Raw genomic sequence first — 26,108 nt, 5'->3', positions numbered from 1 at the left:
CTGCTAAAGGCTGTCTGGTTATTAAATATATGAATTATACACCAATTACTTTTATTATACCGGCTGGTAAGAAAGCAGAACCGCTCCGCTCTTAAATATCCTTGTATCGGTAAGTTTCAGATTGATTTGATGGTTTATGCCTTTAAATATGGATGTACCATCCCCAAGGGTAACCGGGTCAATCATAAACTGGTAGGCATCAATCAAACCCTGTTCGGCCAGTTGGGTTATAATACTTCCGCTGCCCAGCACAGTCATGTCTTTCCCTGTTTGCTGTTTCATTTTCTTTATTTCTTCCAGCATATCGGTATTTACCAGTCGGGTATTGTTCCATTCGGCCTTTTTCAGCGTTCTTGAAAAAACAATTTTGTCGGACTTGTTCATTCCTTCGGCCATTGCCGGTGCGCTTTTCAGCGCGTTTGGTGTTGGCCAAAAACCAGCCATCATCTCATAAGTCACACGCCCGAAAAGAAGTGTGCTATCAGATTGAATACCTTCCATCGCATATTCACTTTCTTCATCCTCGGGGTTATGCGCGTTATGCTGATGCCAGCTGATATCCCCATTTGGTCCTTTATAGTAACCATTCAGGGTCACGAAATTAAAAACTGTTACTTTTCTCATGTCAAATGATATTAATGGTTTATTGAATTTATGAACTATACCACCATATCAAGTGAGGTCACAGGAATTGGACATCATCGGGAAAATATTTAAAAATATGACGCTATACCAAGCTGTTAAATTTTAAACCGCACATTATAAGCAGGTTAAATATTATAATATTTAAAGGTTAAACCAACTAATATTATAGTAGTCATATCCGCAATTATTATCTAAATATTAACCTTAAAAACAATTTTATGTACAAAAAACTCCTGTTGGTATTATTATCAATTATTACAATTCAAGCGGCTAAAGCACAAACAGAAAAAGGCAGTCAAAACCTCGGATTAAGTTTTGGTGTATCAACTACAAACACCAATGGAAGAGCATTTAATAACGCTACCAATTCTTTAGGCGATAATCTAAAGATCAAACTAACCTCATACTCTATAGTGCCGGAGTATAATTATTTTATAGCCGATAAACTTGATATTGGCGTAGGATTAGGCTACAGTTATAGCAGGTCGAAATCTTATTCGGGAGAGGCAGCAAATAATGACCAAATCTATAAGGGTTTCTTTAGTACTATATCGTTAAGGAAATATTTTTTGTTTGATAATAAGATAGGTATTCGTACCGGACCATATTTAAGCTATGGAAAATCAAAACAATCTTATGAAGACAGTAACAATCAGTACATTTCCAGCGTCAATTCCGATATTTACGGTGGAGGCTTGGGTTTGGATTTTGTTTATTATCCGGCAAAAAATATAGGACTTGCCGCCGGTTTAGGAAAACTAACCTATTTTCATCAAAAAGACACAGGCTCCAGTGTGGGCACATCCAATACTTTTAACTTAAGTTTTGTTGATAATTTGGCGCTGTCTGTTTACTACGTATTTGGCAAGTAACACCTAAAAGCAATATTGCAGAAAAGCCCTAATCGGAAGATTTAGGGCTTTCTTATTTTTTAGCGAATAAAAAGCATATAATATTGTTAAAAAAAACAAACCAAAACGACAATAAAATATATTTAACATATTGATATATAGAATCTTAATAAAAAAATTATTTATATTTTACATAAATAAATAGGAGGCTGATAAAAGGATTATAAAATTTGCTGTAACCAATAGACCAAGCCAATACTAATCCCATAAAAATTATGCGTAAAACTTTACTCGTTGCAGTACTAATACTTCATGGTGTGTTTTTTTTACAGGCACAGGAAATATCATCGCCCGACAAAAACCTGACGTTCAAATTTGAGCTTAAAGACAACGGCGTACCCACCTACCAGCTCAATTACAAACAAAGGGAGGTTATTAAATCAAGTAAGCTGGGTTTGGAAACCAAAGATGTCCCTTCTTTTTTGGATGGTTTTACGGTAACCAAATCAGAGCAAAATACTTTTGATGAGTCCTGGAACCCGGTTTGGGGCGAGCAGAAAACCATCCGTAACAACTACAATGAACTGGTTGTTACTTTAACTCAAAAAGCAGTTCAGGACAGGTTTATACGCATCCGTTTCCGTTTATTTAATGATGGTTTGGGTTTCAGGTATGAGTTCCCTTCACAAAAAAACCTGAATTATTTCATCATCAAAGAAGAACATACCCAATTCGCCTTAACCGGCGATCACAAAGCATTTTGGCTGCCCGGCGACTTTGACACGCAGGAGTACAGCACGGTTACATCAAACCTGTCAGAAATACGCGGTAAGATGAAAGCAGCGGTTACACCGAATGTTTCGCAAACAACATTTTCGCCAACGGGAGTACAAACGCCCCTGATGCTGAAAAGTAAGGATGGCCTGTATATTAATATTCATGAAGCCGCATTGGTTGACTACTCGTGCATGTCATTAAACCTCGACGACAAAAACTTTGTGCTGGAGTCATTCCTTACTCCTGATGCCATTGGCGATAAAGGTTATATGCAGGCACCTACGCAATCGCCATGGCGTACCATAGTTGTAAGTGATAAGGCTGCTGATATATTAGCATCCAAACTGATATTAAACCTAAACGAACCAACCAAATACAAGGATGTATCATGGATAAAACCCGTTAAATACATTGGGGTATGGTGGGAAATGATCACCGGAAAAAGCACCTGGGCCTATACCGATCTTGAAAACGTTCAGCTTGGCGTAACCGATTATTCAAAAACCACTCCTAACGGAAAGCATGCCGCCAATACCAAACATGTGAAGGAATATATTGATTTTGCCGCAAAAAATGGCTTTGATGCCGTATTGGTTGAAGGCTGGAACCAGGGCTGGGAAGATTGGTTTGGTAAAACCAAAGATTATGTATTTGACTTTGTAACCCCATACCCTGATTTTGATGTAAAGGAACTACATCGTTACGCTGCAGAAAAAGGGGTAAAGATCATTATGCACCATGAAACATCGGGCTCGGTACGTAATTATGAACGCCATTTGGATACTGCCTATAAATTCATGGTCGAGAATGGGTATAACGCTGTAAAAAGCGGCTACGTAGGGCAAATCATCCCACGCGGTGAGCATCATTATGGCCAATGGCTGGTAAACCATTACCTGTACACCATTACCGAAGCTGCCAAGTATAAAATTATGGTTAACGCGCATGAGGCCATCAGGCCAACAGGCTTAAGTCGTACCTATCCCAACCTCATTGGTAATGAAGCGGCCCGCGGAACGGAGTATGAGGCCTTTGGCGGTAACAATCCCGATCATACTACTATCCTGCCGTTTACCAGGCTGATGGGGGGACCAATGGATTATACACCGGGTATATTTGAAACCCATGTAAGCGCGTATAACCCCGAAAATAAATCATTTGTACACACTACGCTGGTGCATCAGCTGGCCCTATATGTTACCATGTACAGTCCGCTGCAAATGGCTGCCGACCTGCCCGAAACCTATAATAAATATATGGATGCTTTTCAGTTTATTAAGGATGTAGCTGTTGACTGGGACGAAACCCACATACTGGAAGCCGAGCCCGGCGATTATATCACCATTGCCCGTAAAGCCAAAAATAAAGACGAATGGTACATTGGTAGCATTACCGATGAAAACCCCCGCATAGCCAATATCACTTTTGAGTATCTGCCTAAAGGTAAAACCTATGAAGCAACCATTTATGCTGATGGTAAAGATGCCAGCTATGATAAAAACCCAAAAAGTTATGCTATCAGAAAGATCAGGGTTACGTCTAAAACCGTACTGAAACAAAAAGTTGCCTCGGGCGGCGGCATGGCTATCAGTATAAAATAAATAAGGTGCACTTGAGATAAGTGGTTGATAATATATTTTTAAGGAAAGCCTGCTATTTATAGCAGGTTTTTTTCGTCTGTGGGATTTTCCTATCTTTCATTTTTTAAATCAAAATGAAAAGACCAGCCTTATTCCTATTATTTAACCTTTTTGCTGCAACACTTACCTTCGGGCAGCAACAACCATCGTTTATTGAAAACAACCTTGATACTTATATTAAACAAGGCCTCAAAGACTGGAATTTGCCCGGCCTGGCCATAGCCATTGTTAAAGATGGTAAGGTGGTTGTGATGAAGGGCTACGGCGTTAAGGACATTAAAACCAATGAGCCTGTTGACGAGAATACCCTGTTTATGATTGCCAGCAACAGCAAGCTTTTTACAGGTACCGCGCTTGCTCAATTGGATGAGGCTAAAAAGCTTTCGCTGAACGATAAGATCACCAAATATTTCCCCGATTATTCGGTGTATGACGCCAATACAACTGCAGTAATAACGATAAAGGATTTATTGGGACACCATTTGGGTACCAAAACATTTCAGGGCGATTTTACCTTTTGGAATACTACCCTATCGCGCCAGCAAATTATAGATAAAATGAAGCTGTTGAAACCCTCCATGGAGTTTCGCCAAAGTTATGGTTATTGTAACAGTTGCTTTTTAACCGCTGGGCAGGTGATACAACAGGTTACCGGCAAGCCCTGGGAAACCTATATTCAGGATAGCATACTTACGCCATTAGGCATGAACAATACTTATCCGCTTACTGCTGGCATAGCGGAGCGTAAAGGGGTTTCAAAACCCTATACTAATGCTTTTACAGGTAAAATGGCCGAGCTGCCTTATGACCAGATAGATAACCTGGCACCCGCCGGTAGTATAGTAAGCTGTGTAAAAGATGTTGCCAAATGGCTCACCATGCAGTTGGACAGCGGCAAGTATGAGGGTAAACAAGTAGTATCATGGAGGGCCCTGCAAAAGACCCGCGACCAAAACACTATCGTTAGCAGCAGGGCATCGGCGGTTTATCCAACGCATTTTAGGGGCTACGGTCTGGGTGTTTTTGAGGCCGATTATAATGGCAAACAGATTTTTTGGCACACCGGCGGCGCGGATGGCTTTGTTACCAACACCTGCTTTGTGCCCGAAGCAAAGCTGGCCATTACCATTTTAACCAATAATGATAACCAGTCGTTTTTTGAAGCGCTGCGTTACCAGATCCTGGATGCTTACCTGGGCGTTCCCTACGTTGACCGCAGCCAGGCTATGCTAAAGGGGTTTAATGAAGAACAGCAGGAAACCGTAAAGAAAACCAATGATATGCAGGCACGTGTAAAAGGAAAATCGCCCGAGCTGCCGCTTAAAGCTTATGCCGGCCAATATCAAAACACGTTGTATGGCCCTATTGAAATTTCGGTAAACAAGAAAGATCTGCTGATCAAGTTCAACCTGCATAAGGACCTTACGGCCACCCTGCAATACATGGATAATAACGAATGGTTGTTAATCTATAACAACCCTGCCTATGGTATTTTTCCATTAAAGTTTAAAACAGAGAACAATAAGGTAATATCCAATGAAATTAAAGTGAACGACGGTTTGGAGTTTGACCCTTATCTTTTTGTAAAGGAAAATTAAGGGAGAGCTGTAACCATAGTGAGATACAATAGTCAAATCATATGTATTTACACCTTATTAACCTTATTGCATTTATGAAAAAGATCTCCCGGTTAATTTGCCTTATGTCCGCTCTGCTTTTAGGCTGCTCTTTAAATGAAGATTGCCCGGAGGGTATTAATCATTTGCCAATGTATGGAAGGGTTAAAAAGTGCAGTGCACAAATTGAAAGCGACAGCACATTTTTAAAACAATGTGACCATGATTTTAATAACAGAAAAGAGGCTGCAAAATATTTTACTAACCGCGGATGGGATTATTATTATAAAAATATAGCCGATACAGCCATGATGAGGTTTAATCAAGCTTGGTTATTGGATAGTTTAAATGCAAATATATACTGGGGGTTTGCAAACCTGGTTGGCAGACAGGGAAAGTTCAAAGAGTCGTTACCACTATTTAGGCGCTCTATTGAGCTTGATAGTACAAATGCCAAAATATGGGAAAGCGCGTCGAATAGTTATGGGCAATTGTTTTTTAAAACCAAGGATAAAACCTATTTGAATACAACTATCAAATATTTAAAAACAGCCATTAAGCTTGATGCTAATAACCCAAGAACTTACGCCTCATTAACAGCCGCATACACTTTTTTTATTCAAAAGGATAGTGCCAGGAAATATCTTAAAATTACAGATGGTTTAGACAGAAATGCCGTTAACCCGCAGGTAAGAAAGTTTATTAACGGGCAGTAAGCCGCCCGTTAATAATTTTCCAACTATTTTAATAATATGATTACCGGATGGCTGCTGTTCTTTTACTTCATTATTGCCCAGGTTCCACATACGGAAAGCCTGATTTATAAATAAACCCGGCTTTATAAAGTTTTCGGCTTGTGCCACGGGCCAGCGTATTACATACATTGTTGTATGCAGCCCATTCGGTTGTTCCATTTACAGTTGATGTTGCCAGCCAAACTTGTTGCCCCGATTTCAAATCTACCAGGTAACAAAGAAACGAGGCATTAGGTATCGCGTTATTAGATTCTGAATAGGTGTTCCAATAGCCGCTCATATTAAGTACCAACACTGCTTCAACCTTATTATCTTTTAATTGGTTCATAAAACCATCATATGATACATTTTCATGTACCTTGAACAGATCAGAAGATTTAACAACGGCTGTATGTGCGGAGCTTAGATTGTTTTGAAAACTTTTTTCCAGTTGCGATCTAACCTCTATATTTTTCAGGTCATTAAAGGTTGGCCTCACCAAATCGTCAAAGGATTGCTCCGTAAAATCTATTAGTTCCTCTTGCGTGTTGATAACGATAACCGCAATTTTTCCGTAAGGATCAATAAGTTTGGTGTTGTTTACCGTTTTAAAGTTCGAAACAGCGCATCCGCTGAAAATGGTGATGGCAAGGAGGACTGTAAAATATTTTAATACTTTCAAAGTATTAAAAACAGGGTGTGATGTAAATAAGGTCATATAAATAATAGTTTAGTATCTATATGATTTATAAAACATACAATAGTTTAAACAATATAATCTGTAATAGTAATATTACACTTTTTAATAATATGGTTATTACCGCGTAGCTGCAACTACACTATCACAAAAGCCAGCATTTGTTTAAAATGCTGGCCTTTTGACTATTTAATGAGGGCTGTTATTATAGGCTTTGTTCCTCCGATAAACTGTTCAACGGGATGCATTCCATGCTTAAAATCTGCTCCATAAATTCAAGAACCGGTTTAACCTGAATGTGCCCTAAAGAGGTGAAAGCTATACGTATGGAACCGTTGATGGTTGCTATACCCACGGTTTGGCTATCTTCATATCCCGTCATGGTGAAGGGACCCCAAATGGCATCTAATTTTAATTGACCATAGTCGGTGTCAAATGGTAATGAGCCAACATTGGTTACCAGGTATTCATTGGCCAATACGGTGTTTACAAAATGCCCGGCTTTCTCTACATTCATACCATCTTTTATCACGCTGAATACAAAGTGTGCAAACCCTGAAATATCTTCCATGGAATTGGCGCCGATTAAAGTTTCTTTGGCATAACGCGCAGTTTCCCAAAAAGATCCGATTGTATCCATATCAAAAGGCACTACCCGACCGGCAATTGATAAACAGGATGTTTCTCCTGTCCCCAGTGTTTCACGTGCCGATGCTGGAGAATATAAACGGATTGGATTTGGTTTCCAGCTTCTGCTTGCCAGTGCAAGGGCCGCGCATAAAGTACCATGAACAGTAGTCCCTTTCTGTTTTGAGCGCAAAATGATCAGGCTGGAAAGCTCTTTTGATAATTCCAGCAGTTGTATTTGCGGGTTTGCCCCGGCAACCGGTGCTTGTTTAAACGCGGTAATAACCTCATCACTTACCGGAATCTCGTTTACAGCATTTTCAGGAAGATCGGTATAAGGGTCTATTGATGGAGGCATAACATAAGGTGAAGCATACTTGCCGTTCATTGCGTTCAACAGATCGCGCAGAGCATATGTTAATGAGCGGCCATCACTTATGGCATGATGGGCGGTTAACGCAATAACCGATTGGTTTTCAAATTCATATACAGTTGCCCTTACAAGGGGGGCAGAGGTACTATCAAACCTTTGGGTCGTATCATGCTCCAACTCCGCTACCCAGGCGTTTTCAGAAATGGTTTTTACAACTTTTAACGGAATTGGGTTGCCGGATTGTGTTACAAACTCAGGGGAGTTATTTTCATTAAGCCTGATACATACCGAAAATAAAGGATGCTGTTGCTGTATAGCGGCCAAAGCCTGCTGCCAGTTTGTAATGGGTTGGGTACCTGTAACTGTAGCAGCCATGGTAAAATGTACGGGTCTTTGCTGATCAAGCAGCCAAAAAAATCTTTCTGGTCCACCAAGCGGACGACGAGTTTGTGTTTTCATAGAAATATCATGTAGGGTATTAAACATGATACAATATTATTGACTGACGCGTTGGGTTCATATCCCCAATACAGGTGAGACATATACCCGGATTTAGCACATGGGGTGTTTGGGGCACATCTGTCAATAAAGCCGCTAAGTGGGCTGTAATCAGGAGATATATTAAAAGGTCAGCCCTATCCCGCCCTGTAGCCTGAAGCCGGTACGCACGGCTTCGTTCAATTGGGTTTTATCGGTTTGGCCGTTGTTAAGGTAAAGCTCATCGGTGCCGGTACCTGTTTGCCAGCTAAAATATCCGCCGCCTGCATGTACCTCGAGGTTATGGTACACGGTATAAACAAATTGTCCGCCTGCATTGATCCCGTAACCGGTTGCATGGTGACGGTAGCTCACCGGGTGCTGAAAACTCTGGATCAAATTCCAGTTGGCTTTGCCGTTGTAGCTTACCTGGTTGTAGGTAATATCAGCAGCGAATTTAAATTTCTTTATGATCCTTATAGAAGAAGTTAACTTTATAAAAGGCCCTTTCCACGTGGTTTGATAAGTGCTGTTGAGGTTGGGGAAGTTTCCGCTGCGATCAAACAGGTGCAACGACTGTGTATTAGTTCCGTACCCGGCATAAGAGATCAGGCTAAAAAGATTATTATTAAAAAGGATAAACCCGGCTCCTGCACTCCATGCTTGTGTGTTGCCTTTATCGCCATTAAATGTTTCATTATAGGTAGGGTTGCTGCGGTTGTCAGCCCCATAATCGGTATCGGTTATAGTGCCCGATGATATGAACTGCCTGGAATAATCAGCATATATGGAAAAGCGCCTCCATATATTCCATTGCGTAACCGCGTTAATGCTTTGCCCGCCAAGGTGCTTCCATTTAAGTTCCGAATAAACATTGGGGTTTTGCCCGGTAATATTGCCGGCTATTGACCAGTGAAAATTTTCCTGCTGATAACCCGTAGCTAAAGATAGCTGCAGCTTTTTTTCGATAGATTGAGCATATAGCTGTTGCGTGCCCAGGGCAAGTACAAAGCAAAATCCAATAAAGTTTTTCATCAGGTATATAAAAAAGCCTGCCTTTGTATCAAAGGCAGGCTAAATATAAAAGGTTTTTTATTGATTTATGCCAAAAGCTTCCCAACCCGAGGCTGTAGCACGAGTACAGGTCATGGGCTGTGTACCGTTTTCGCTCGAAATGAATTTGCCGTTATTGCCCCTTAAGGTAACTTTCCCGTCAGCAGCAACAATCCAGTCAAATTTTTCCCAGTCGCCAAAAGTAGCACGGTTACAGGTAATGGCCTGCGTGCCGTTTTCTGACGATACATATTTGCCCTGGCTTTTTAAAGCCACTTTGCCGCCACCGGCATCAACCACCGTAAATGTTTCCCATGCCGAAGCGGTTGGGCGGTTACAGTTCATGGCCTGTGTGCCGTTTTCGCCGCTTACATATTGGTTATTAAAACCTTTAAAGGTTACATTTTGCCCAATTGGAGGATTGGTAGTGCCACCACCAGTTCCCGACAGATCGTAAACCCGCACATAATCAACCTGCATGTTGCAAGGCAGGGCGCCGTCATTAATGGTATTGCCCGGTAAATCGCCGCCAATGGCCAGGTTAAGGATGATGAAGAATGGATTATGGAATGCCCCGGTACCATTGATGTTGTTGGCAATGTTGCCGGTTACATACAGTGTATTATCCACATACCACCGGATGGAGTTGGTATCCCACTCAACGGCATAAGTATGGAAGTTGGTTGGGGTTGTAGTGGTGCTGTTACCATATTGGGTATGCTGGTTTCCATTTATACCCCAGTGCATGGTTCCTAATATGGTATTGGAGGTATTTACCTGCTCCATAATGTCAATTTCGCCGCAACTTGGCCATGGGGTGCCCGAGTTTATATTTGCGCCCAGCATCCAGAAGGCTGGCCATGTACCCTGTACCGCGGGCAGTTTAATACTCGCCTCAATACGACCATAAGTTGGCTGAAATTTGCCTGCGGTAGTTAATTTGGCCGAGGTATAAGGCTGACCACCCACAGTTTGTTTGCGTGCAGTAATGGTCAATAAACCGCCCCCTACCGTGGCATTGGCCGATTGGTAGTACTCTTTTTCATTATTAACATTGGGGTTGCCATTATCAATGTTCCAGTTGGCAGTGTTTACGCTGGTGCCATTAAATTCGTCGGCCCATACCAGCGTACCGGCCCGTGGAGTAGTAACTTGCGTTGGGTCGGCCTGCGAGGCAGCGGGCTTACTTAAGTCTTTTTTGCAGGATGCTGTTAACACCATAAGGGCCATTACCATAAGGGCACCTTTTACAGAATTTAAAAATAGTTTCATAAGATCGGTTTTTGTATAACAATTAATTGGTTTGCATAATTGATCATGTGCTTATTGGTTTACGCCAAAAGCCTCCCAGCCCGATATGGTTGCGCGGTTGCAGGTCATGGGCTGTGTACCGTTTTCGCTCGATATGTATTTGCTATTGTTGCCCCTTAATGAAATTTTACCGTCGGCATTTACCACCCAGTCAAATTTTTCCCAGTCGCCATAGGAAGTACGGTTACAGGTAATAGCCTGTGTACCGTTTTCTGAGGATACATATTTTCCCTGGCTTTGCAGGGCTATTTTACCCGCCCCGGCATCAACCACGGTAAATGTTTCCCATCCCGATGCTGTTGGCCGGTTACAGTTCATGGCTTGTGTGCCATTCTCGCTGCTTACATATTGGTTATTGATTCCTTTTAGGGTGATGGTTGAGCCGATTGGCGCGCCACCACCACCACCGCCAGATGATTGTGTGCCCGACCATTTGAAGGTTGCCACCGCACCTGCTGCCAGGCTGTAAGTAAATGACTCCGCACCCCACTTTACCTTAAAGCTCACGGTTGACGAACCATTGTTTAGCGCGATAAGTACCTTGCTGCCATCGGAATTTTTAAAGGCAACGTTCTGGATGCTGCCCGACAGGTTTGAGGAGATCCTGACAGCGCCGGGCCTTACAAACCTGGCGGCGTGGCCAATAATATAATAACCAACATTGCGGGTTATAGAAGTACCGCTCACGGTGATACCACCCAGGCAGGTACTGCAACCACCGGCTGTGTGCGGGTTGTTGTTTGGATCGGCAGCAAGGTTCCATTCCAGCACGTTGCGGCTCCAGTTACGGGTTGCGCCTATGATCAATGTATTTACATGCCATGATAAGTCGCCGCCAAAGTTGCTTGGTGCTCCCACCCATTGCTCGGTGAAATAAACGTTTTTATTAGGGTAAGCGTTGTGCACACCAGTTAAAGCGCTGATATCGCCTGCATATAAGTGAAACGCGGAACCATCAACATAGGGGTTTGCACCGGCATCACCCAATACGGTTGTGGCATAACTGGGCACATCGGCATTATGATCATAGGCAATGATCTTGGTATTTAGACCCGCGCCACGTAATTGTGGACCCAGGTTATTTTTTATAAAGTTGGCCTGCTCATTAGCCTGCATTACCATACTTGGGTTATTATATGGGTTAAGTGGCTCATTTTGCGGGGTAATGGCATCAATGGTTATACCCTGCGCCTGCATGGCTTGTATGTATTTTACAAAGTAACGGGCATAAGCATCATAATAAGCAGTGTTTAAGCTACCGCCGGTGTAACCGTTATTGCCTGTAGTATTTACTTTCATCCAGGTTGGGGCTGTCCAGGGAGTGGCCAGGATCTTAATGCCGGGGTTTATGGCGATAATCTTTTTCAGGATAGGTATCATATCCTGATTTTCCTGGCTGATGCTGAAGTTACTCATATTCACATCGCCCGATGTTTGGTTGTAGGTAAAATCACTGGAGCTTAAGTCGGATGCTCCAATGCTGATCCGTAAATAGCTGATGCCTATCTGGCCGTTGGCCGTGCCGAATAGTTCGCTCAGCACAGCGGCCTGGTTGCCGCCAAGCCCGTTGAGTAAACCGGCGCTGCCCCCTGTTAAGGTAAAGCCAAAGCCGTCAATACCCTGGTAAGTAGTGTTCTCGTCAACGGTTACGGTGGTAGGATTGGTGCCTGCATCCGCGGCAAAATTAAAGCTGGTTTGTGCCTGCAATAGCTTCGACTTGTCGGAGGTGGTTACCCATGCATTAACCACTTCATTTGCGGCCCGTGATACCGTTTCGGTTGTTGGGGTTTGGGCCATTGCTGTACCGCGCGAATCCTTTTTGCAGGAATAAAATATCGCCGCGGGCAGCAGCGTGAACACAGCCAGCCACTTTAAATTGTAATTGATTTTCATAAAGTAATTATTTAATTGGTTTGATAGCATATTAATTTCACGGCACATACCAGCCCGCATCGGTAAACCCTATGACGAATTTAACCAAGCCTTAAAACATTAAATTTTAAAGCCCGTGTATCAAATACACCACCGCAATTGTTTTTGGGGGATGACAGGTTTAAGTATGGTTTATAATTGTTACTACAAATTTATATTATTTTAAACGTAACAAGCAATCAAAATGTTCATAAATAACTGATTAATAATAAGTTATATGAAATTCGATACGCTTTAAGCACAGGCATAGCCCTATTAGAAAAGGGCTGTTGAACGTAATAGGGGTGGTTTTGGGCGAGGCAATAAATATTTATGATACGCTTGTATCACAATTAATTTAAAAGCAAAAAAACATAGGGTAATTATTGCTAAATCGTTGTAACGGGGTAAGGGATGGAGGCGTTAATTGGTGGAATTGTCAATAACCAGTTTGCTCCAACCTTTATTGCCGGCATCTTTGATCTCTTTTTTCTTACTTTCCATTACCTTTTTAATGCGCGAACTGTAGGCCCAGCAGGTGCTTTGACGGATGGACAGGATCTCGGATAGTTTATGTGATGATATTTTACCCTTGGTAGAGTACATTAAAAATATCATGTAGAAAGCCTTGTTAATGGGTATGCGCGTGTTTTGTAAAATGGTATAGGCAATTACCGACTCCTCATAACCGCATTTGGAACACCTGCGGCTATAGGGTAAATGCCCGCTGCCATAATGGGTGTTGCTGCATTTGCGGCAGGCATAACCGTTTTCCCATTTCAGATCAGACAGGAATTTGAAGCAGGTTTCGCGGTCGGGATATATTTTGCTGAACTCTTCAAAATCAACCTCGGCAGACATTACACGGTCATGGGTCACTTTCTCAATGTCATTATGCAAAATGATGTTATCCTTTTCAAGCAGCACATTCATCCGCGAAATTTCCTCGGCCTGTTGCTGCAATAATTCGTTAACCGATCTTAACTCCTCGTTCTGCTCGGCTATCATAGATGATTTTTCAACCAGCTCTTTGGTGCGTTCCTGCACCTGCTCCTCCAGGCGTTTATTCAGTACGTCCTTTAGCTCTTCATTCTGCTTCATTTGCATAATGATGCGCTGCTGGGCATCATCTTTTTCGTTTTTCAATATCCTTACCTTATCGCCTATGGCAAATGATATGAACAGCATCTCCATAATGAAACAAACACTTAGGCTATAGTAATCAAACTCTGTAACCGGCAGCCACCACATATTGAGCGCGATGCAGCTTTTAATAATAAAGCCAACCAGCAAAAAGGTATATCCAATAACAAAAAATCGGGCTGGCTTGTACCCCGTGAGCAGGGTATAGCAACCGGCATAAAATGCCAGCGACAGGGGTATAAATTCAATGATCTTGTAATTGAACCAATTGTTATTAATAGTAAGGCAAGCCACAAAATACAGGCTACGCAGTACAATTACCCAGCTAATCACCTTATTTAAGCGCGGCGCATTTACCTTTAAATTGAGCAGGCTTTGTGTAAACAGCACGGCAAAAATACTTGCGGCAAACAGGGCTATGCCATACGCGTTTTGGTTCCATGCCGGAAAATTTGGCCATATATATTGGTAAGCAATACCATCGGCACACATTTCATATAAGCCAATGCTTAGGTTATAGGCAATGTAATACAGGTATTGTACCTGTCGCATGGCTATAAACATCATGAGGTTATACAGGCCAAATACCAGTATCATCCCATAAAAAACACCGAAAAAGAAATACTCATCAAGCGCGTAACTGATAAACCGGCTTACCGTGCGCAGTACGATGATCACATTTACAGAATGATTTGATCTGATGCGGACATAATAAACGCCCTCACTATTGGTATTGGGATCAATATTTAAACTGAAATTTTTGTGCAGATAAAACCTTGCCGAAAACGGGTGCTTACTTCCCAGGGATGTTGCTGCAAAAGTATTTGGAGCAGTAGGTGAGTAAACCGTAATGCTATCAATGGTTTGGTCAAAAAACTCCAGGATCCAGTTGTTTTTGGTGCCTGGGTTTTTACCAACCTTAAGGCGGTACCAATAAGCTGAATTTGGATGCCGGGTTACCGGGGTGGGTTCCTGGTTAACTTTAAAACCACCGGCTGATGCAAGGACTTTTATCTGGTTAAAAGTAAGATTACCGGTAGTATCTTCTAAAAAGGAAATCTGGCTATACTCAAATATATGCTGTTGAACCTTGTCATTTATAGCTACTGTAGTTTGTGCGGATACGTTTATAATAAGGTACAAAAAAAGTACCGTGGCGGATGTTAAGGATCTCAGTAAAAATTTAAACATGTTCACATGCTGAATAAGAACTTTCGTACCCGTAGTTTAGATACTACAGGCACGAAAGAGGGGTTTCTTTTGGTTAGCGTCAGGCCGGGGGACACAATTATAATATTTTTCTTTTTATAATCCTATTAAAGGTAAGTAATACAGTTATTTAACGGGGGCAAATTCCGTCATTTAACGGGTTAAACAGCTATTATCCCAATAATTTAGTGTTTTTTTAAGGCAATGAATCAAAAAATAAGATACGCATTTACTAACAATGTATATTAGTATCTTGTTATTTTAAGCAAAAGCGGGTTAAATCAATTACTAACATGAATAAAAAACTGCTCATATTTTTAACGGTTACTGCTGTTTTTCTGCATAATTCGTTATTTGCGCAAAACATAAGGGTTGCAGCAGCAGCAAACCTGCAATCGGTAATTGAAGTTTTGCAAAAAGATTTTAAGCAAAAAACAGGCATTACCATTGAACCCGTTATTGGCTCGTCAGGAAAATTGGTGGCCCAGATAAGCAACGGCGCTCCTTTTGACGTGTTCCTATCGGCAGATATGAGGTTTCCTGAAACGCTGTTCAAAACGGGTTTCGCCGTAAAAAAACCGGTAGTGTATGCTACTGGAAGTTTAATCATTTGCAGTTCGCAAAATATAGGTTTTAATAACTGGGAGCGCACATTAATGACTGCAAGGGTAAAAAAAATAGCCATAGCCAACCCGGCCATTGCGCCCTATGGCAAAGCGGCGCAGGATGTATTGCAACGTAAAGGTGTTTTAGATAATGTGAAAAACAAAATTGTTTATGGCGAAAGTATATCGCAGGTAAACACCTACATTACAACAGGAGTGGCCGACATTGGATTTACTACACAAGCCCTGATTAAGGATGCCGGCAGTAAAGCACAGCTGTATTATCAGATCATTGATCCCAAAGATTACGCGCCTATATTGCAGGGTATGATATTGTTAAAACATGCCGCGAATAACCCTAAAGCCGAAAAATTTTATCAGTACATTTTAAGCCCGGCTGCAAAAAAAATATTTATGGAGTACGGTTACCGTCTGCAATAAAAATATAAACCAATCATTTTACTGATGGATCTTTCGCCCATATGGCTTACCTTAAAATTAGCAGGCATTACTACCCTGTTGCTGCTGCTCATTGGGCTGCCGTTTGCCTGGTGGCTTTCAAGGGGGCGGTCGTTTTTTAAAATTATGGTGGAGGCTATTATTACCATGCCCTTGGTGCTGCCGCCATCGGTACTGGGGTTTTATTTGTTACTGGCTTTTAGTACTCAGCATGGTATAGGTAAATGGCTGCAGCATACGTTTAATGTGCAATTTGTATTCTCGTTTCAGGGCCTGGTGCTGGCATCGGTTATTTACAGTATGCCATTTATGGTTGGCCCGGTAAAATCAGCCCTACAGCAATTGCCGGCGGCGCTTTCTGAAGCATCATACACCTTAGGTAAAACAGAATGGCAAACTTTTAAAAGCGTGCTGCTGCCCAATATTAAACCATCGTTGTTAACAGCCATAGTGCTTACCTTTGCGCATACTTTAGGCGAGTTTGGCGTGGTGCTGATGATTGGGGGTAATATACCCGGCATAACCCGGGTAGCATCAATAGCGGTGTACGACTCGGTTGAAAAAATGGATTATGTTGCGGCCAATAACTATTCGCTCATTTTATTTTCCATTACTTTTGTGTTGGTGATAGCCGTTTTTGTGTTTAATAAATACCAGGCAAAAAGCCCATTGGAATGATTAGTATAGCCATTGAAAAAAAGCTAAAAGCCTACCACGGGCAGCAGGTATTGCAGGTTAACAGGCAATTTGCAAGCGGCAGCATTACCAAAATATATGGTCCATCAGGTACCGGGAAAACCACTTTCCTGAAAACCATAGCCGGGTTAGTAACTCCCGAAGCCGGTACTATTGTAGCCAATGGGATTACCTGGTTTGATAGTGATGCCAGGATAAACCTGCCTGCACAAAAAAGGAATACCGGTTTTGTTTTTCAGCAATACGCATTGTTCCCCAACATGACGGTTAAGCAACACCTGCAATATGCCACTACCGACGAGCAATGGATAAAACGATTACTATTATTGGGTAAACTGGATACTTTTGCCCTACACAAACCCGACTACCTGTCTGGCGGGCAGCAACAGCGACTGGCCATATTAAGAGCCCTGGCCACCAAACCCAAACTGCTTTTAATGGATGAGCCATTCTCGGCCCTCGACTCTAAAATGAAAACGGAGCTGATTGCGGAATTGAAAGTTGTTTTAAAAGAGCTTGGAACAACTACCCTCATTGTAAGTCACAATCCGCAGGAACTGGAGGGGCTTACTGATGAGGAAATGGTGTTTGAGTAATGAGTATAACCCAAAACCTGGTTACAACACCTGCAGCATATCATTTACCGAGGCCCGTTTGGTATAATCCTTATTAAAATGTACAAATGCTATTTTGCCCGACTGGTTAATAATATAAGTTGCCGGGACGGGCAGTACATGATCGGCATTGCCATTGCTTTTATTAAGATCTAAACCATAGGTTTTGTATTTTGCTACTGTAGCATCATCCAAAACATAATTAACTCTATAGTCCTTCATGATCTGATAGCCCTTATCCTGAATAATGGAAAACGAGGCATGTGTTTTCCCGATAGTTTTATTGATACCATCATTAGTTTCGGGGGTAACGGCAATAACATAAGCCCCTTTAGCGCTGAGCAATTGCAATGAATCCTGTAGTTGCTGAATATGTTTATTGCAATACGGACACCACTCACCACGGTAAAAGAACAGCACTACTGATTTGTGCGATTTAAGGAGGGTTTTAAGATCGATACTTTTACCTGTGTTATCCTTAGCGGTAAATGCAGGGGCTGTATCGCCTTTTGTAAGGCCGGTTTGTGCCATCACCTGTAAGCCGGCAAAAAACAGGGTTATTAGTAATAAATACTTTTTCATGTGATATAAAGTTTGAAATTTTTGCAGCGTGCTATATGCCGTTACATGATATTGTCAGTATTGATTATCAATGATTAATGAATGTTCTGGAAACTTATGTTAAAATAGCAAAGGGAGAGTTATCCCCTCCCTTTGTCAAAACAAAACAACTCACATTTTATCTGAAGTGTCTTTAGCCATTTTCTTATCCATCTTTCCTTTAGACATCTTATCCATTTTTTTCTTTTCCATTTTGTCCATTTTTTTGCCGTGAGACATCTTATCCATTTTAGATATTTTGCCGGTATCACTTACCGCGGTAGTTGATGTTTTTGTTAACACTGGAGACAATGACCTGGCCTGTACATTTACCGATAAACATACAGCTACTAAACCTGCGGCTAATGCGCCCGAAATAATTGATTTCATACTTTGATTTTTAGTTTTTAATGTTGTGGTTCTTATTAACATTTCAACCTTAGTCGGGCGGGCCGGGCAAACCTTACAAAGTATTTTAGTTTTTATTCAGTTCTTCTTCTATCCGTTCCTGCAACTCTTTTTTAAAATCGTCATCAAGTGTTGGAGCTGATGATTGCATGGAATCATGAAAAAGCTGGTGAACCATGGTATTGATCACATGGCTCTGTTTATTATACAGTTTACACATAGAACAACCGGCCAGGTGGATCCTTAACTCTATGGCTTCCCGAAAGCTCAGTTTTTTGATCTGTTTTTTTTCGATCAGTAAAGTAGCTTGCTTACAGTTGTTTAAAATTTTTTCAAAGTGATTCATAAGCTCAGTTTTTAAGTCCAGTTTTTTTGAAGACAAGCCCGCAGGTTAAGCTTGGCCCGGTGAATAATAACCCAAAAGTTTGCCTGGCTAACTTTCAATTCGTTGCAAATAAATTCAGTGGCGGCATCATCCATGTGTTTCATCGTGAAAACAGACATCCATAGGCCGGGTAATTTTTGCAAGCATTTTTGCAGTATCTGGTTAAACTCTTTATTCACAAGCGGGTCATGATCTTCAATGCCAAATGGTAAGGGCTTATAGGCATCGTTCCAATGTCCGGTATCCTCATCAAAAAAATCCCGTTGTTCGTCTTCCGCTTTTTTCTCGGCTATATTCCCCAGGCCCGACGACTTTTTACGGTAAACATCCACTATCTTATTTTTCAGTATAGCGGTAAGCCAGGTGCGTTCAGAACTTTTACCTTCAAACCTGTCTGCTTTTTCTAAAGCTGCTAAAAAGGTTTCCTGTACCAGGTCCTTAGCCTGCTCTTCGTTATTAATACGCGATAGCGTGTATGCGTACAGGTAATCGGCATGGGCCTTAACCCAATGATGTGGATCCAACAAATGATTTTCAGTTGCCATTAATAAAATTGATCATAACATTTAATCCGTTAGTCGTTAATACACGTATATCCTTACAAATAACCGCGCGTGTTTTATGTTATTTTATACTGCATTATTTATTAGCTAAATTTACATATACCCAATTGATTATAAATAATCTATACCGGTGCTTATAATACGCCACCATCCGAAAGAAAAAAATAGAATTTATTGTAAGGTTATTAAACCCAACCCGACTAAGCCGGAAAAACGTATATCAAACTAAAAAACATGAAACCGATCAAAATATTTGCCATTACTGCCGGCTTTGCAATTGCAGTAATGATTTTAGCCTCATTCATTAATCATCGGGATAAAGCCTTAGTGAAAAAGGATAATTTAAAAGTTGATGGCAAAGGCTTTGCTGTTGTGGAGTTATTTACGTCAGAGGGTTGTTCAAGCTGCCCGCCTGCTGATGCACTGGTAGCCAGGATACAAAAGGAAGACAAGGATAAGCAGGTGTATATACTGGCTTTTCATGTTGATTACTGGAACCGGCTTGGCTGGAAAGATGTTTTTAGCAGCGCCGAATATTCAAAAAGACAAAATGAGTATGCTAACTGGCTCAAGCTTAAATCGGTTTATACCCCGCAAATTGTAGTGAACGGGAAAAAGGAGTTTGTAGGCTCAGAGGAAGGCAATTTGCGTAACGCCATCACTACAGGATTGCAGACAGCCCCCACCTCAACATTAACACTTAACGCGCAAAAAGATCAGGGCAAGCTTACTGTACAATATCATGCAAGCGGAGCCGAAAAAAATGCCAGTCTGTTTTTGGCCGTAGTACAAAAAGCAGCCCAAACCAAAGTTGAACGCGGCGAAAATGGCGGGCACACCCTATCGCATGTTCAAATTGTTCGTAAAATACAAAGTTTACCTTTAGGGGCCGGCGGGAATGGTAATACAGCCATTGCCCTGCCCGATGGATTTAACACACAGGATTGGGAAATAATAGGCTTTGTGCAAAACAAAACCAACGGTGTAATTTTGGCCGCGGCAAAGTCTGATTTTAGCCCGGCCGTTAATGCAAACAAATAATATAAAATGCAAATATGAAAGTCATTAGAGAAAAACACCCCTTAGCCATGCGGTGGACCCATTGGGTAAATTTTCCGATACTTACCATTATGATATGGAGCGGGATGCTTATTTACTGGGCCAATGACGAATATAAAATAACCCTGTTTGGACATACCTATTTTAGCTTTTTTCCGCAGTGGTTTTATGATAAGCTGCACATACCGCACCGCCTGGCCGAGGGGATGGCTTTTCACTTTTTGTTTATGTGGTTTTTTGCATTGAACGGCATTTTATATGTGCTGTATACCATCATATCGGGTGAATGGCGGGAGCTGGTACCTCAAAAAAAATCATTTAAAGAAGCCTGGCTGGTGCTGCTGCATGATCTGCATATCCGTAAGATGGCACCCCCTCAAAATAAATATAACGCGGCCCAGCGTATTGCCTATACGGCTATTATTGTGATGGGGCTCGGATCGTTAATAACCGGCCTGGCTATTTACAAGCCGGTACAGTTTTATTATTTAACCTGGCTTTGTGGGGGTTACCACCTTGCCCGTATCCTTCATTTTGCATTAACCATTGGCTATGTGCTTTTCTTTGTGGTGCACGTGGTGCAGGTTGTACTTGCCGGATGGAATAATTTCAGATCGGTTATATCGGGATTTGAAGTTGTGAATGAAGAACCAAAATCAATTATTGAAACCACCACACCAAGCGATGAAAAACCCATTCAGTAAAAAAAATAAAGGGCCCAAAAAACCACTTACCGTTGATCAGAAGATCACGAGGCGTAATTTTATTTCATTTGGCAGCTTTATAGTGCTATCTGGCGCTGCTTATGGTGGATGGAAGTGGCTGTACAATTCGCCCGAGGAAGTTGCAACCATAACTGCGGGTGCCCGCAAACCCCTAAGGAGGGCTTTGAATACAACCGAGCTGGCCATGCGCAGGCTTTTTAGTAATAATAACCTGGTTAAAACCTATCCCAAAGAAATGGCCGCCAAAAATGTACGCCATAACAGCGATATAGGATCTGAAGGAAAAATTGATGTTGCCGCCTGGAAACTACAGGTAAAAAAACAATCGGGCCAAGTGTTGCAGATCACCCTGGATGAAATAAAGGCATTGCCCAAAACTGATATCATATATGATTTTAAGTGTGTTGAAGGCTGGGATCAGATATCGCACTGGGGTGGTGTAAAGTTCAGCGATTTTATAAGCCATTATAAGCTCGACGATCAAACACAGCTACAGTATGTTGGTATGGAAACACCCGATAAGGAATACTATGTAGGTATTGATATGCCCAGCGCCATGCACCCGCAAACCCTGCTTGCTTATGAGGTAAATGGAAAACCACTCCCGCCAAAACACGGTGCACCATTAAGGCTTATTATACCTGTTAAATACGGCATAAAAAATCTGAAACGCATAGGTAGTATCAGCTTTAGTAACAGCCGCCCGCGCGATTACTGGGCCGAGCAGGGTTATGATTATTATTCGGGCTTATAAGGGATTATAGCCAGGCAAGTGCGATTCCCCTCTTGAGAGTAATAGCCTATGAAAAGACAGGATTAAATTTTAAAGTGTTGGCCTGTGCGATTCCCTCCCGACGGGAGGGTGTAGGGAGGGGTTTATGCGACCTACATCATGAATAAACCCCTCCCTGCCATTACACAAACCATCGCGCCCCTCCCCAAGGAGGGAATTTAACCTACCAAATAGCCCATGAAAAGACATTTCTACAAAAAGGGTGTCATGCTGAGCTCCGTCGAAGCATAGTGGGCAGGCCTCTGCGCTCGACCCTTCGACGGAGCTCAGCATGACATCCCCCTTTTGGGACATTATTTGTTCGCCATGTCTTTTGATGGGCTATTACTCTCGAAACAGTTATAAATATTATGTATTGTATTTTATTATCTTTAGTGATATTATAATACAATATAGCTGCAATGAGCCTAAACATTAAAACCATCCTTTATTTATTCATCGTTATTATGGTTGTGGGTTGCGGTCAGCAAGAGACTAAAAAACAGCCATTGTTAAAAACGGATGTTGCAGATACTTCCGCGCATAAACTATCAGTAAAAAGTATGCGTGATGATCTTTTTATCCTTTGGTCTGCTATTAAAGAGATGCACCCTGCTTATGGTATGTATACGCCTGCGGATAGTATGCAGAAAGTTTATGATCAAACGATCGCGGCTATCGATACCCCACAGTCTGAAGCAGACTTTATCAGTCACGTTTATCCTTTGTTGAGCAAACTCCGGTGCGGGCATACCCAATTGAGGCACTCTGCCGGATATAAAGGCGAAAAAGCGCCACATCTGCCCTTTGAGGTATTGGTTCGCAATGGTCGGGCCTGGGTCACTACGCATCAAACAGCCAATCTTAATACCGGCGATGAACTATTAAGTATTAATAATGCTCCTGTTGCAGCAATAATTAACCATGGTACCGATCTGTATGCCGGCGATGGGTACAATGAAACATTTAAAGCGTTATTTTTAAGCGAGTATGATGGCTTTGAAGATGCCTGTAATAAATATTATCATTGGGCAGCTCCTTATCATATCAGCCTGCGCACTAAACAGGGGATATTAAAAACCATACAGGTTAATGGACCCGCTGATGGTGCCGCCCAACCCACACCTGCAAAAGTGGTTGATAACTATGCCGGTTGGTCTGTTGCCAAAAACACGGATTATTTACCACTCCGGTTTCTGAAAAACTCATCAGCCGCATGGTTTGAGGTTCATAGCTATCAGTATAATGATACTATTATTTTTAAGGAGGCATTTAAACAGATCCATGAAAAAGGAATAAAAAACCTGATCATTGATCTGCGCCATAATACGGGAGGCGATATCAGGATAGGAGCAAAACTATTGACCTACCTGGCCGATTCGCCTTTTGCTATGGTGGGCGATGTAAAATCAAGAATACCCAACCCTGCGGTAAATCATTTTGAAAAATACTTTGATACCGCGCGAACAGCAAGTTTTAACCAAAGCTTTAAGCCAACAGGGATTAAAGAGGGTGCTTATTATCATGTTGACTTTAAACCTGTTTTTGGCAATTTGCTTGGCATTACGGCACTTCATAAAACAGCTCATTTTAGCGGCAATTTGATTGTTTTAATTGATGGTGCAACTTTTTCTGCGGGGGCGCACTCCGCCATAGCCATTAAAACATTTTGTAAGAACGCCCGGTTTGTTGGCCGGGAAACAGCAGGCGGGGCTGACGGTTGCAGTGGCGGTACCATACAGCATTTAACATTACCCAATACACATGTCGTTGCGGAGTTTCCGTTGTTGCGTTTTGTTTCAGTTGCCAAACACCCGGTGCCGGGGCATGGTATTATGCCCGATTATACGGTTGTGTACAGTCCCGAAGATGTTGTGGATAAAGCAGACCTGGATATAAAAAAAGCGCTTGATCTGATTAAATAGGAACGGCAGTTTTTTGTTCGCGTAGGGTCTCTCGGAGAGGACCCTGCGAAAACCTAAAATGAAAAGCAGACAATAGATCAAATGCAAGCTAACTTAGATTTTATAAAAAAAATTGGGAAATATATTAAACACACTGATTCATCTAAAGATTAATAGCTGTAAAACATTTATTAACTTTAAGAGGCTAAACCAATAACCTCTTTTTTTATGAACCAAGAAAATATCAAAGTCATTGCACTATTTGAAAAGCAAAGGCAAAAAATAGATAATTTTCCCAACGCTGACGACGAGTTTTGGAGAAATGAAACACTGGATTTAGTTGAAAAATTTATTGGGAAAGACTCCAAGCAATACGGGTTATTAAGTAGCCATACGTTTTGGCCTAACGTAAATGCTGTGCAGTCTGAAACAGAACAGTCGCAAAGAGAAAGAGGCCGTAAAATGATTGATTTATGTATAAATTACATTAAAGATCACGGCATTAAAAAAGAAGCATCGCCACAACCAGTTATTAACTATAATAACACCGTCGATTCAGGAAGCATCAATCAGGACTTATCCCGTGATAATAAAATAGCGAAGCAAACTATCAATACGAATACTCCTGATGCTATCTCTAAAAAACCAATAATAGAAAAATTGGGATTATGGGTAGCAATCGTTTCGGGGCTAATTGCATTACTTACAGGTTTAAAAACTTGCGGATACTTATAGTATAATATATCAAAGCATTCTCCCTCTCTTGTCCCAAGTGACATATTACTTAGTCACCACCTTTAAAAACCGCTCCACTGTGTAAGTAGCTAATTGACCGCCGGGGCCATTTAAATTATAATCGAAGCCGTGTGTGGCCCAGGGTAGTTTAAGCAAAAAATGTTTTATGCCGTTTTGTTCCAGTTTTGCGTTCAGTCGACGGCTATGCTCTGGCGAAACCAGCACATCATTATCGCCATGAATAATAAGTGTGGGGATTGATTGCCGGTTCACAAATTCAATTGGTGAGCTGGCAGCATATTTTTGAGATACCTGCTGGTAAGTACCACCTAAATAATCCTCCATTACCTTGCGCGAATCCATAACAAGCGGACTCGCTGGTGCAGAGTAGCCCCAAACCATATCTGCTGGTCCGTAATAATCAATAACCGCTTTAAGGCCCGGTTGGTGCAGGGTGTAAGCAGCCAGCAGCGCAATCTGTGCCCCCGCCGACCGGCCCAGCAAAACAAAATTATTAGTATCAATATGTAACCCGACGGCGTGCTTGCGCAGGTAATTAATAGCCGTATGCACATCCTCAACAGGGGCTGGGTTTTGATGCGCAGGCGCTAATCGGTAGTTTATAGCGGCCACATTATAGCCAATGCCGGCAAGGTAACTGTTTAACTCGGGCAGTTGCTTATTATCGCCCTTGCTCCATGAACCGCCGTGAACCACAACAATACAGGGTTTTTTCCCTGCAATTTGCGTGCTGTAATAATCCATTGTTAAGTTTAAACCTTGGCGACTGTTATAGGTTATCACTTTGGCGGTAATCTTTTTTGTACCACTAAACTGTTTCCAAAAGCTAAAGGGAGGGGCGCTGTTATCATCGGTAATGTTACTATCCTGCCCAAAGGCTGTTGTGAAATTTTGTTTCAGGCTGGCCGATATCGCATAGGCCCTTATTATTGGCGAAGTAAACAGCACCAACGCAATGATCCCTGTAATGGTACCGGCAAGCTGGTATTTATCAACATAAAAACCTGTTAAAAGAACAATAGCGGTAAACATCATGAATATCCAGGGAAACTCGGTAATTAAAATAGCCAGCATCCATACATGATATTCGGGGGCTTTAAAAATAGCCAGTAAAGAAACAAGCAATAGTAAAATGCTGATTATAAAACGGATCATCCGGCAATTTTATGAAAAAAATAATGACTAAAACTGCTTATTCTGTTATTAAATCTGCTTGGGTAGATGCACGTCAGATAAAAGAAATTCCCTGCGATTTTTCTCAGCAAGAGGGCTTGGTGGCATTACCTTGCCCGTGATTAATGGTTTGTTGGATTGGGCCTCGGCCACACAGGCAAACAGAAAGGATACTGCTAAAATTAGGAGCAAATATTTTATCATGGTAACATCATTTTTCATAACTACGAAGAATTTAGCAGCAAGAGTTGTAATGTGATAAAATAAAAAAGCCATCGCTTTATTTTAAAACGATGGCTGATGTCATATCAGGTATTGTAACAGA

25 protein-coding genes are annotated in these 26,108 nt (G+C 41.7%); 12 read left to right on the top strand and 13 right to left on the bottom strand.

Annotated elements, in window-relative coordinates:
• Positions 1 to 54: 54 nt before the first annotated feature.
• Positions 55 to 624, bottom strand: a complete 570-nt coding sequence (locus M2273_RS18160; RefSeq protein WP_429399174.1) for a dihydrofolate reductase family protein — start codon at positions 622 to 624, stop codon at positions 55 to 57.
• Between the two features lie 239 nt (positions 625 to 863).
• Between M2273_RS18160 and M2273_RS18155 the strand changes: the two genes are divergently transcribed.
• The 4 genes from M2273_RS18155 (at position 864) to M2273_RS18140 (ending at position 6,245) form a co-directional block, all read left to right on the top strand.
• Positions 864 to 1,517, top strand: coding sequence for a hypothetical protein (locus M2273_RS18155; protein ID WP_429399173.1), 654 nt, complete (start codon positions 864 to 866; stop codon positions 1,515 to 1,517).
• A 254-nt stretch (positions 1,518 to 1,771) separates the two neighbouring features.
• On the top strand, positions 1,772 to 3,874 hold the full coding sequence (locus M2273_RS18150; protein ID WP_429399172.1) for a glycoside hydrolase family 97 protein: 2,103 nt from the start codon (positions 1,772 to 1,774) through the stop codon (positions 3,872 to 3,874).
• A gap of 113 nt (positions 3,875 to 3,987) precedes the next feature.
• On the top strand, positions 3,988 to 5,511 hold the full coding sequence (locus M2273_RS18145; protein WP_429399171.1) for a serine hydrolase: 1,524 nt from the start codon (positions 3,988 to 3,990) through the stop codon (positions 5,509 to 5,511).
• Between the two features lie 74 nt (positions 5,512 to 5,585).
• Positions 5,586 to 6,245, top strand: a complete 660-nt coding sequence (locus M2273_RS18140; protein WP_429399170.1) for a tetratricopeptide repeat protein — start codon at positions 5,586 to 5,588, stop codon at positions 6,243 to 6,245.
• A 70-nt stretch (positions 6,246 to 6,315) separates the two neighbouring features.
• On the opposite strand, the gene M2273_RS18135 is transcribed toward M2273_RS18140, so the two are convergent.
• The 6 genes from M2273_RS18135 to M2273_RS18110 form a co-directional block, all read right to left on the bottom strand.
• Positions 6,316 to 6,981 carry a hypothetical protein gene (locus M2273_RS18135; RefSeq protein ID WP_429399169.1) on the bottom strand — a complete coding sequence of 222 codons (666 nt, stop codon included), beginning with the start codon at positions 6,979 to 6,981 and terminating at the stop codon, positions 6,316 to 6,318.
• A gap of 184 nt (positions 6,982 to 7,165) precedes the next feature.
• Entirely contained in the window at positions 7,166 to 8,419 is a 1,254-nt protein-coding gene (locus M2273_RS18130; RefSeq protein WP_429399168.1) for a condensation domain-containing protein, read from the bottom strand.
• Positions 8,420 to 8,581: 162 nt separating this feature from the next.
• The gene (locus M2273_RS18125) at positions 8,582 to 9,472 is read right to left on the bottom strand and encodes a hypothetical protein (protein WP_429399167.1); all 891 of its coding nucleotides are present in this window, start codon (positions 9,470 to 9,472) and stop codon (positions 8,582 to 8,584) included.
• Positions 9,473 to 9,529: 57 nt separating this feature from the next.
• Complete coding sequence (locus tag M2273_RS18120) at positions 9,530 to 10,762, bottom strand: family 16 glycosylhydrolase (RefSeq protein ID WP_429399166.1); 1,233 nt, start codon at positions 10,760 to 10,762, stop codon at positions 9,530 to 9,532.
• Between the two features lie 51 nt (positions 10,763 to 10,813).
• Entirely contained in the window at positions 10,814 to 12,694 is a 1,881-nt protein-coding gene (locus tag M2273_RS18115; protein ID WP_429399165.1) for a glycoside hydrolase family 30 beta sandwich domain-containing protein, read from the bottom strand.
• Positions 12,695 to 13,135: 441 nt separating this feature from the next.
• The gene (locus M2273_RS18110) at positions 13,136 to 15,046 is read right to left on the bottom strand and encodes a 7TM diverse intracellular signaling domain-containing protein (RefSeq protein WP_429399164.1); all 1,911 of its coding nucleotides are present in this window, start codon (positions 15,044 to 15,046) and stop codon (positions 13,136 to 13,138) included.
• A gap of 311 nt (positions 15,047 to 15,357) precedes the next feature.
• Here M2273_RS18110 and modA point away from each other — a divergent pair, with 311 nt between their 5' ends.
• The 3 genes from modA to M2273_RS18095 are packed head-to-tail and all read left to right on the top strand — an operon-like array spanning position 15,358 to position 17,420.
• Positions 15,358 to 16,110, top strand: coding sequence for a molybdate ABC transporter substrate-binding protein (modA, locus tag M2273_RS18105; RefSeq protein WP_429399163.1), 753 nt, complete (start codon positions 15,358 to 15,360; stop codon positions 16,108 to 16,110).
• A 24-nt stretch (positions 16,111 to 16,134) separates the two neighbouring features.
• Positions 16,135 to 16,806 (top strand): molybdate ABC transporter permease subunit, encoded by a 672-nt coding sequence (gene modB, locus M2273_RS18100; RefSeq protein WP_429399162.1) that lies wholly within the window; start codon positions 16,135 to 16,137, stop codon positions 16,804 to 16,806.
• On the top strand, positions 16,803 to 17,420 hold the full coding sequence (locus M2273_RS18095; RefSeq protein WP_429399161.1) for an ATP-binding cassette domain-containing protein: 618 nt from the start codon (positions 16,803 to 16,805) through the stop codon (positions 17,418 to 17,420). Before modB ends, M2273_RS18095 begins: the two co-directional genes overlap by 4 nt.
• A gap of 21 nt (positions 17,421 to 17,441) precedes the next feature.
• On the opposite strand, the gene M2273_RS18090 is transcribed toward M2273_RS18095, so the two are convergent.
• From M2273_RS18090 to M2273_RS18075, 4 genes are all read right to left on the bottom strand, one after another.
• Positions 17,442 to 18,020: a peroxiredoxin-like family protein gene (locus M2273_RS18090; RefSeq protein ID WP_429399160.1), complete on the bottom strand. Its 579-nt coding sequence runs from the start codon at positions 18,018 to 18,020 to the stop codon at positions 17,442 to 17,444.
• A gap of 150 nt (positions 18,021 to 18,170) precedes the next feature.
• Positions 18,171 to 18,428 carry a hypothetical protein gene (locus tag M2273_RS18085; RefSeq protein ID WP_429399159.1) on the bottom strand — a complete coding sequence of 86 codons (258 nt, stop codon included), beginning with the start codon at positions 18,426 to 18,428 and terminating at the stop codon, positions 18,171 to 18,173.
• 85 nt (positions 18,429 to 18,513) lie between these two features.
• Complete coding sequence (locus M2273_RS18080; RefSeq protein WP_429399158.1) at positions 18,514 to 18,792, bottom strand: hypothetical protein; 279 nt, start codon at positions 18,790 to 18,792, stop codon at positions 18,514 to 18,516.
• A gap of 11 nt (positions 18,793 to 18,803) precedes the next feature.
• Positions 18,804 to 19,376: a sigma-70 family RNA polymerase sigma factor gene (locus M2273_RS18075; RefSeq protein WP_429399157.1), complete on the bottom strand. Its 573-nt coding sequence runs from the start codon at positions 19,374 to 19,376 to the stop codon at positions 18,804 to 18,806.
• Positions 19,377 to 19,628: 252 nt separating this feature from the next.
• Here M2273_RS18075 and M2273_RS18070 point away from each other — a divergent pair, with 252 nt between their 5' ends.
• The 5 genes from M2273_RS18070 to M2273_RS18050 all read left to right on the top strand — a co-directional run bounded on the left by M2273_RS18070 (position 19,629) and on the right by M2273_RS18050 (position 24,589).
• Positions 19,629 to 20,435, top strand: a complete 807-nt coding sequence (locus tag M2273_RS18070) for a DUF1223 domain-containing protein (RefSeq protein WP_429399156.1) — start codon at positions 19,629 to 19,631, stop codon at positions 20,433 to 20,435.
• 14 nt (positions 20,436 to 20,449) lie between these two features.
• A complete protein-coding gene (locus M2273_RS18065; protein ID WP_429399155.1) occupies positions 20,450 to 21,157 on the top strand; it encodes a cytochrome b/b6 domain-containing protein in 708 nt (235 codons plus the stop codon).
• The gene (locus M2273_RS18060) at positions 21,138 to 21,932 is read left to right on the top strand and encodes a molybdopterin-dependent oxidoreductase (protein ID WP_429399154.1); all 795 of its coding nucleotides are present in this window, start codon (positions 21,138 to 21,140) and stop codon (positions 21,930 to 21,932) included. The genes M2273_RS18065 and M2273_RS18060 overlap by 20 nt, the downstream gene beginning before the upstream one ends.
• A gap of 440 nt (positions 21,933 to 22,372) precedes the next feature.
• Positions 22,373 to 23,875 carry a S41 family peptidase gene (locus tag M2273_RS18055; RefSeq protein ID WP_429399153.1) on the top strand — a complete coding sequence of 501 codons (1,503 nt, stop codon included), beginning with the start codon at positions 22,373 to 22,375 and terminating at the stop codon, positions 23,873 to 23,875.
• Positions 23,876 to 24,082: 207 nt separating this feature from the next.
• On the top strand, positions 24,083 to 24,589 hold the full coding sequence (locus M2273_RS18050) for a hypothetical protein (protein WP_429399152.1): 507 nt from the start codon (positions 24,083 to 24,085) through the stop codon (positions 24,587 to 24,589).
• Between the two features lie 45 nt (positions 24,590 to 24,634).
• Here the strand turns inward: M2273_RS18050 and M2273_RS18045 are convergent, their stop codons facing one another.
• Both M2273_RS18045 and M2273_RS18040 read right to left on the bottom strand, forming a co-directional pair.
• Entirely contained in the window at positions 24,635 to 25,765 is a 1,131-nt protein-coding gene (locus tag M2273_RS18045) for an alpha/beta hydrolase fold domain-containing protein (protein WP_429399151.1), read from the bottom strand.
• 48 nt (positions 25,766 to 25,813) lie between these two features.
• Positions 25,814 to 26,059 (bottom strand): hypothetical protein, encoded by a 246-nt coding sequence (locus tag M2273_RS18040; RefSeq protein ID WP_429399150.1) that lies wholly within the window; start codon positions 26,057 to 26,059, stop codon positions 25,814 to 25,816.
• Between the last annotated feature and the right edge of the window lie 49 nt (positions 26,060 to 26,108).

It is taken from the genome of Mucilaginibacter lappiensis (genome assembly GCF_050433765.1).
Taxonomy (GTDB): Bacteria; Bacteroidota; Bacteroidia; order Sphingobacteriales; family Sphingobacteriaceae; genus Mucilaginibacter; species Mucilaginibacter lappiensis_A.
Note: the sequence above shows the minus strand (reverse complement) of the source record. Positions and strands in the feature narration are given on the sequence as shown.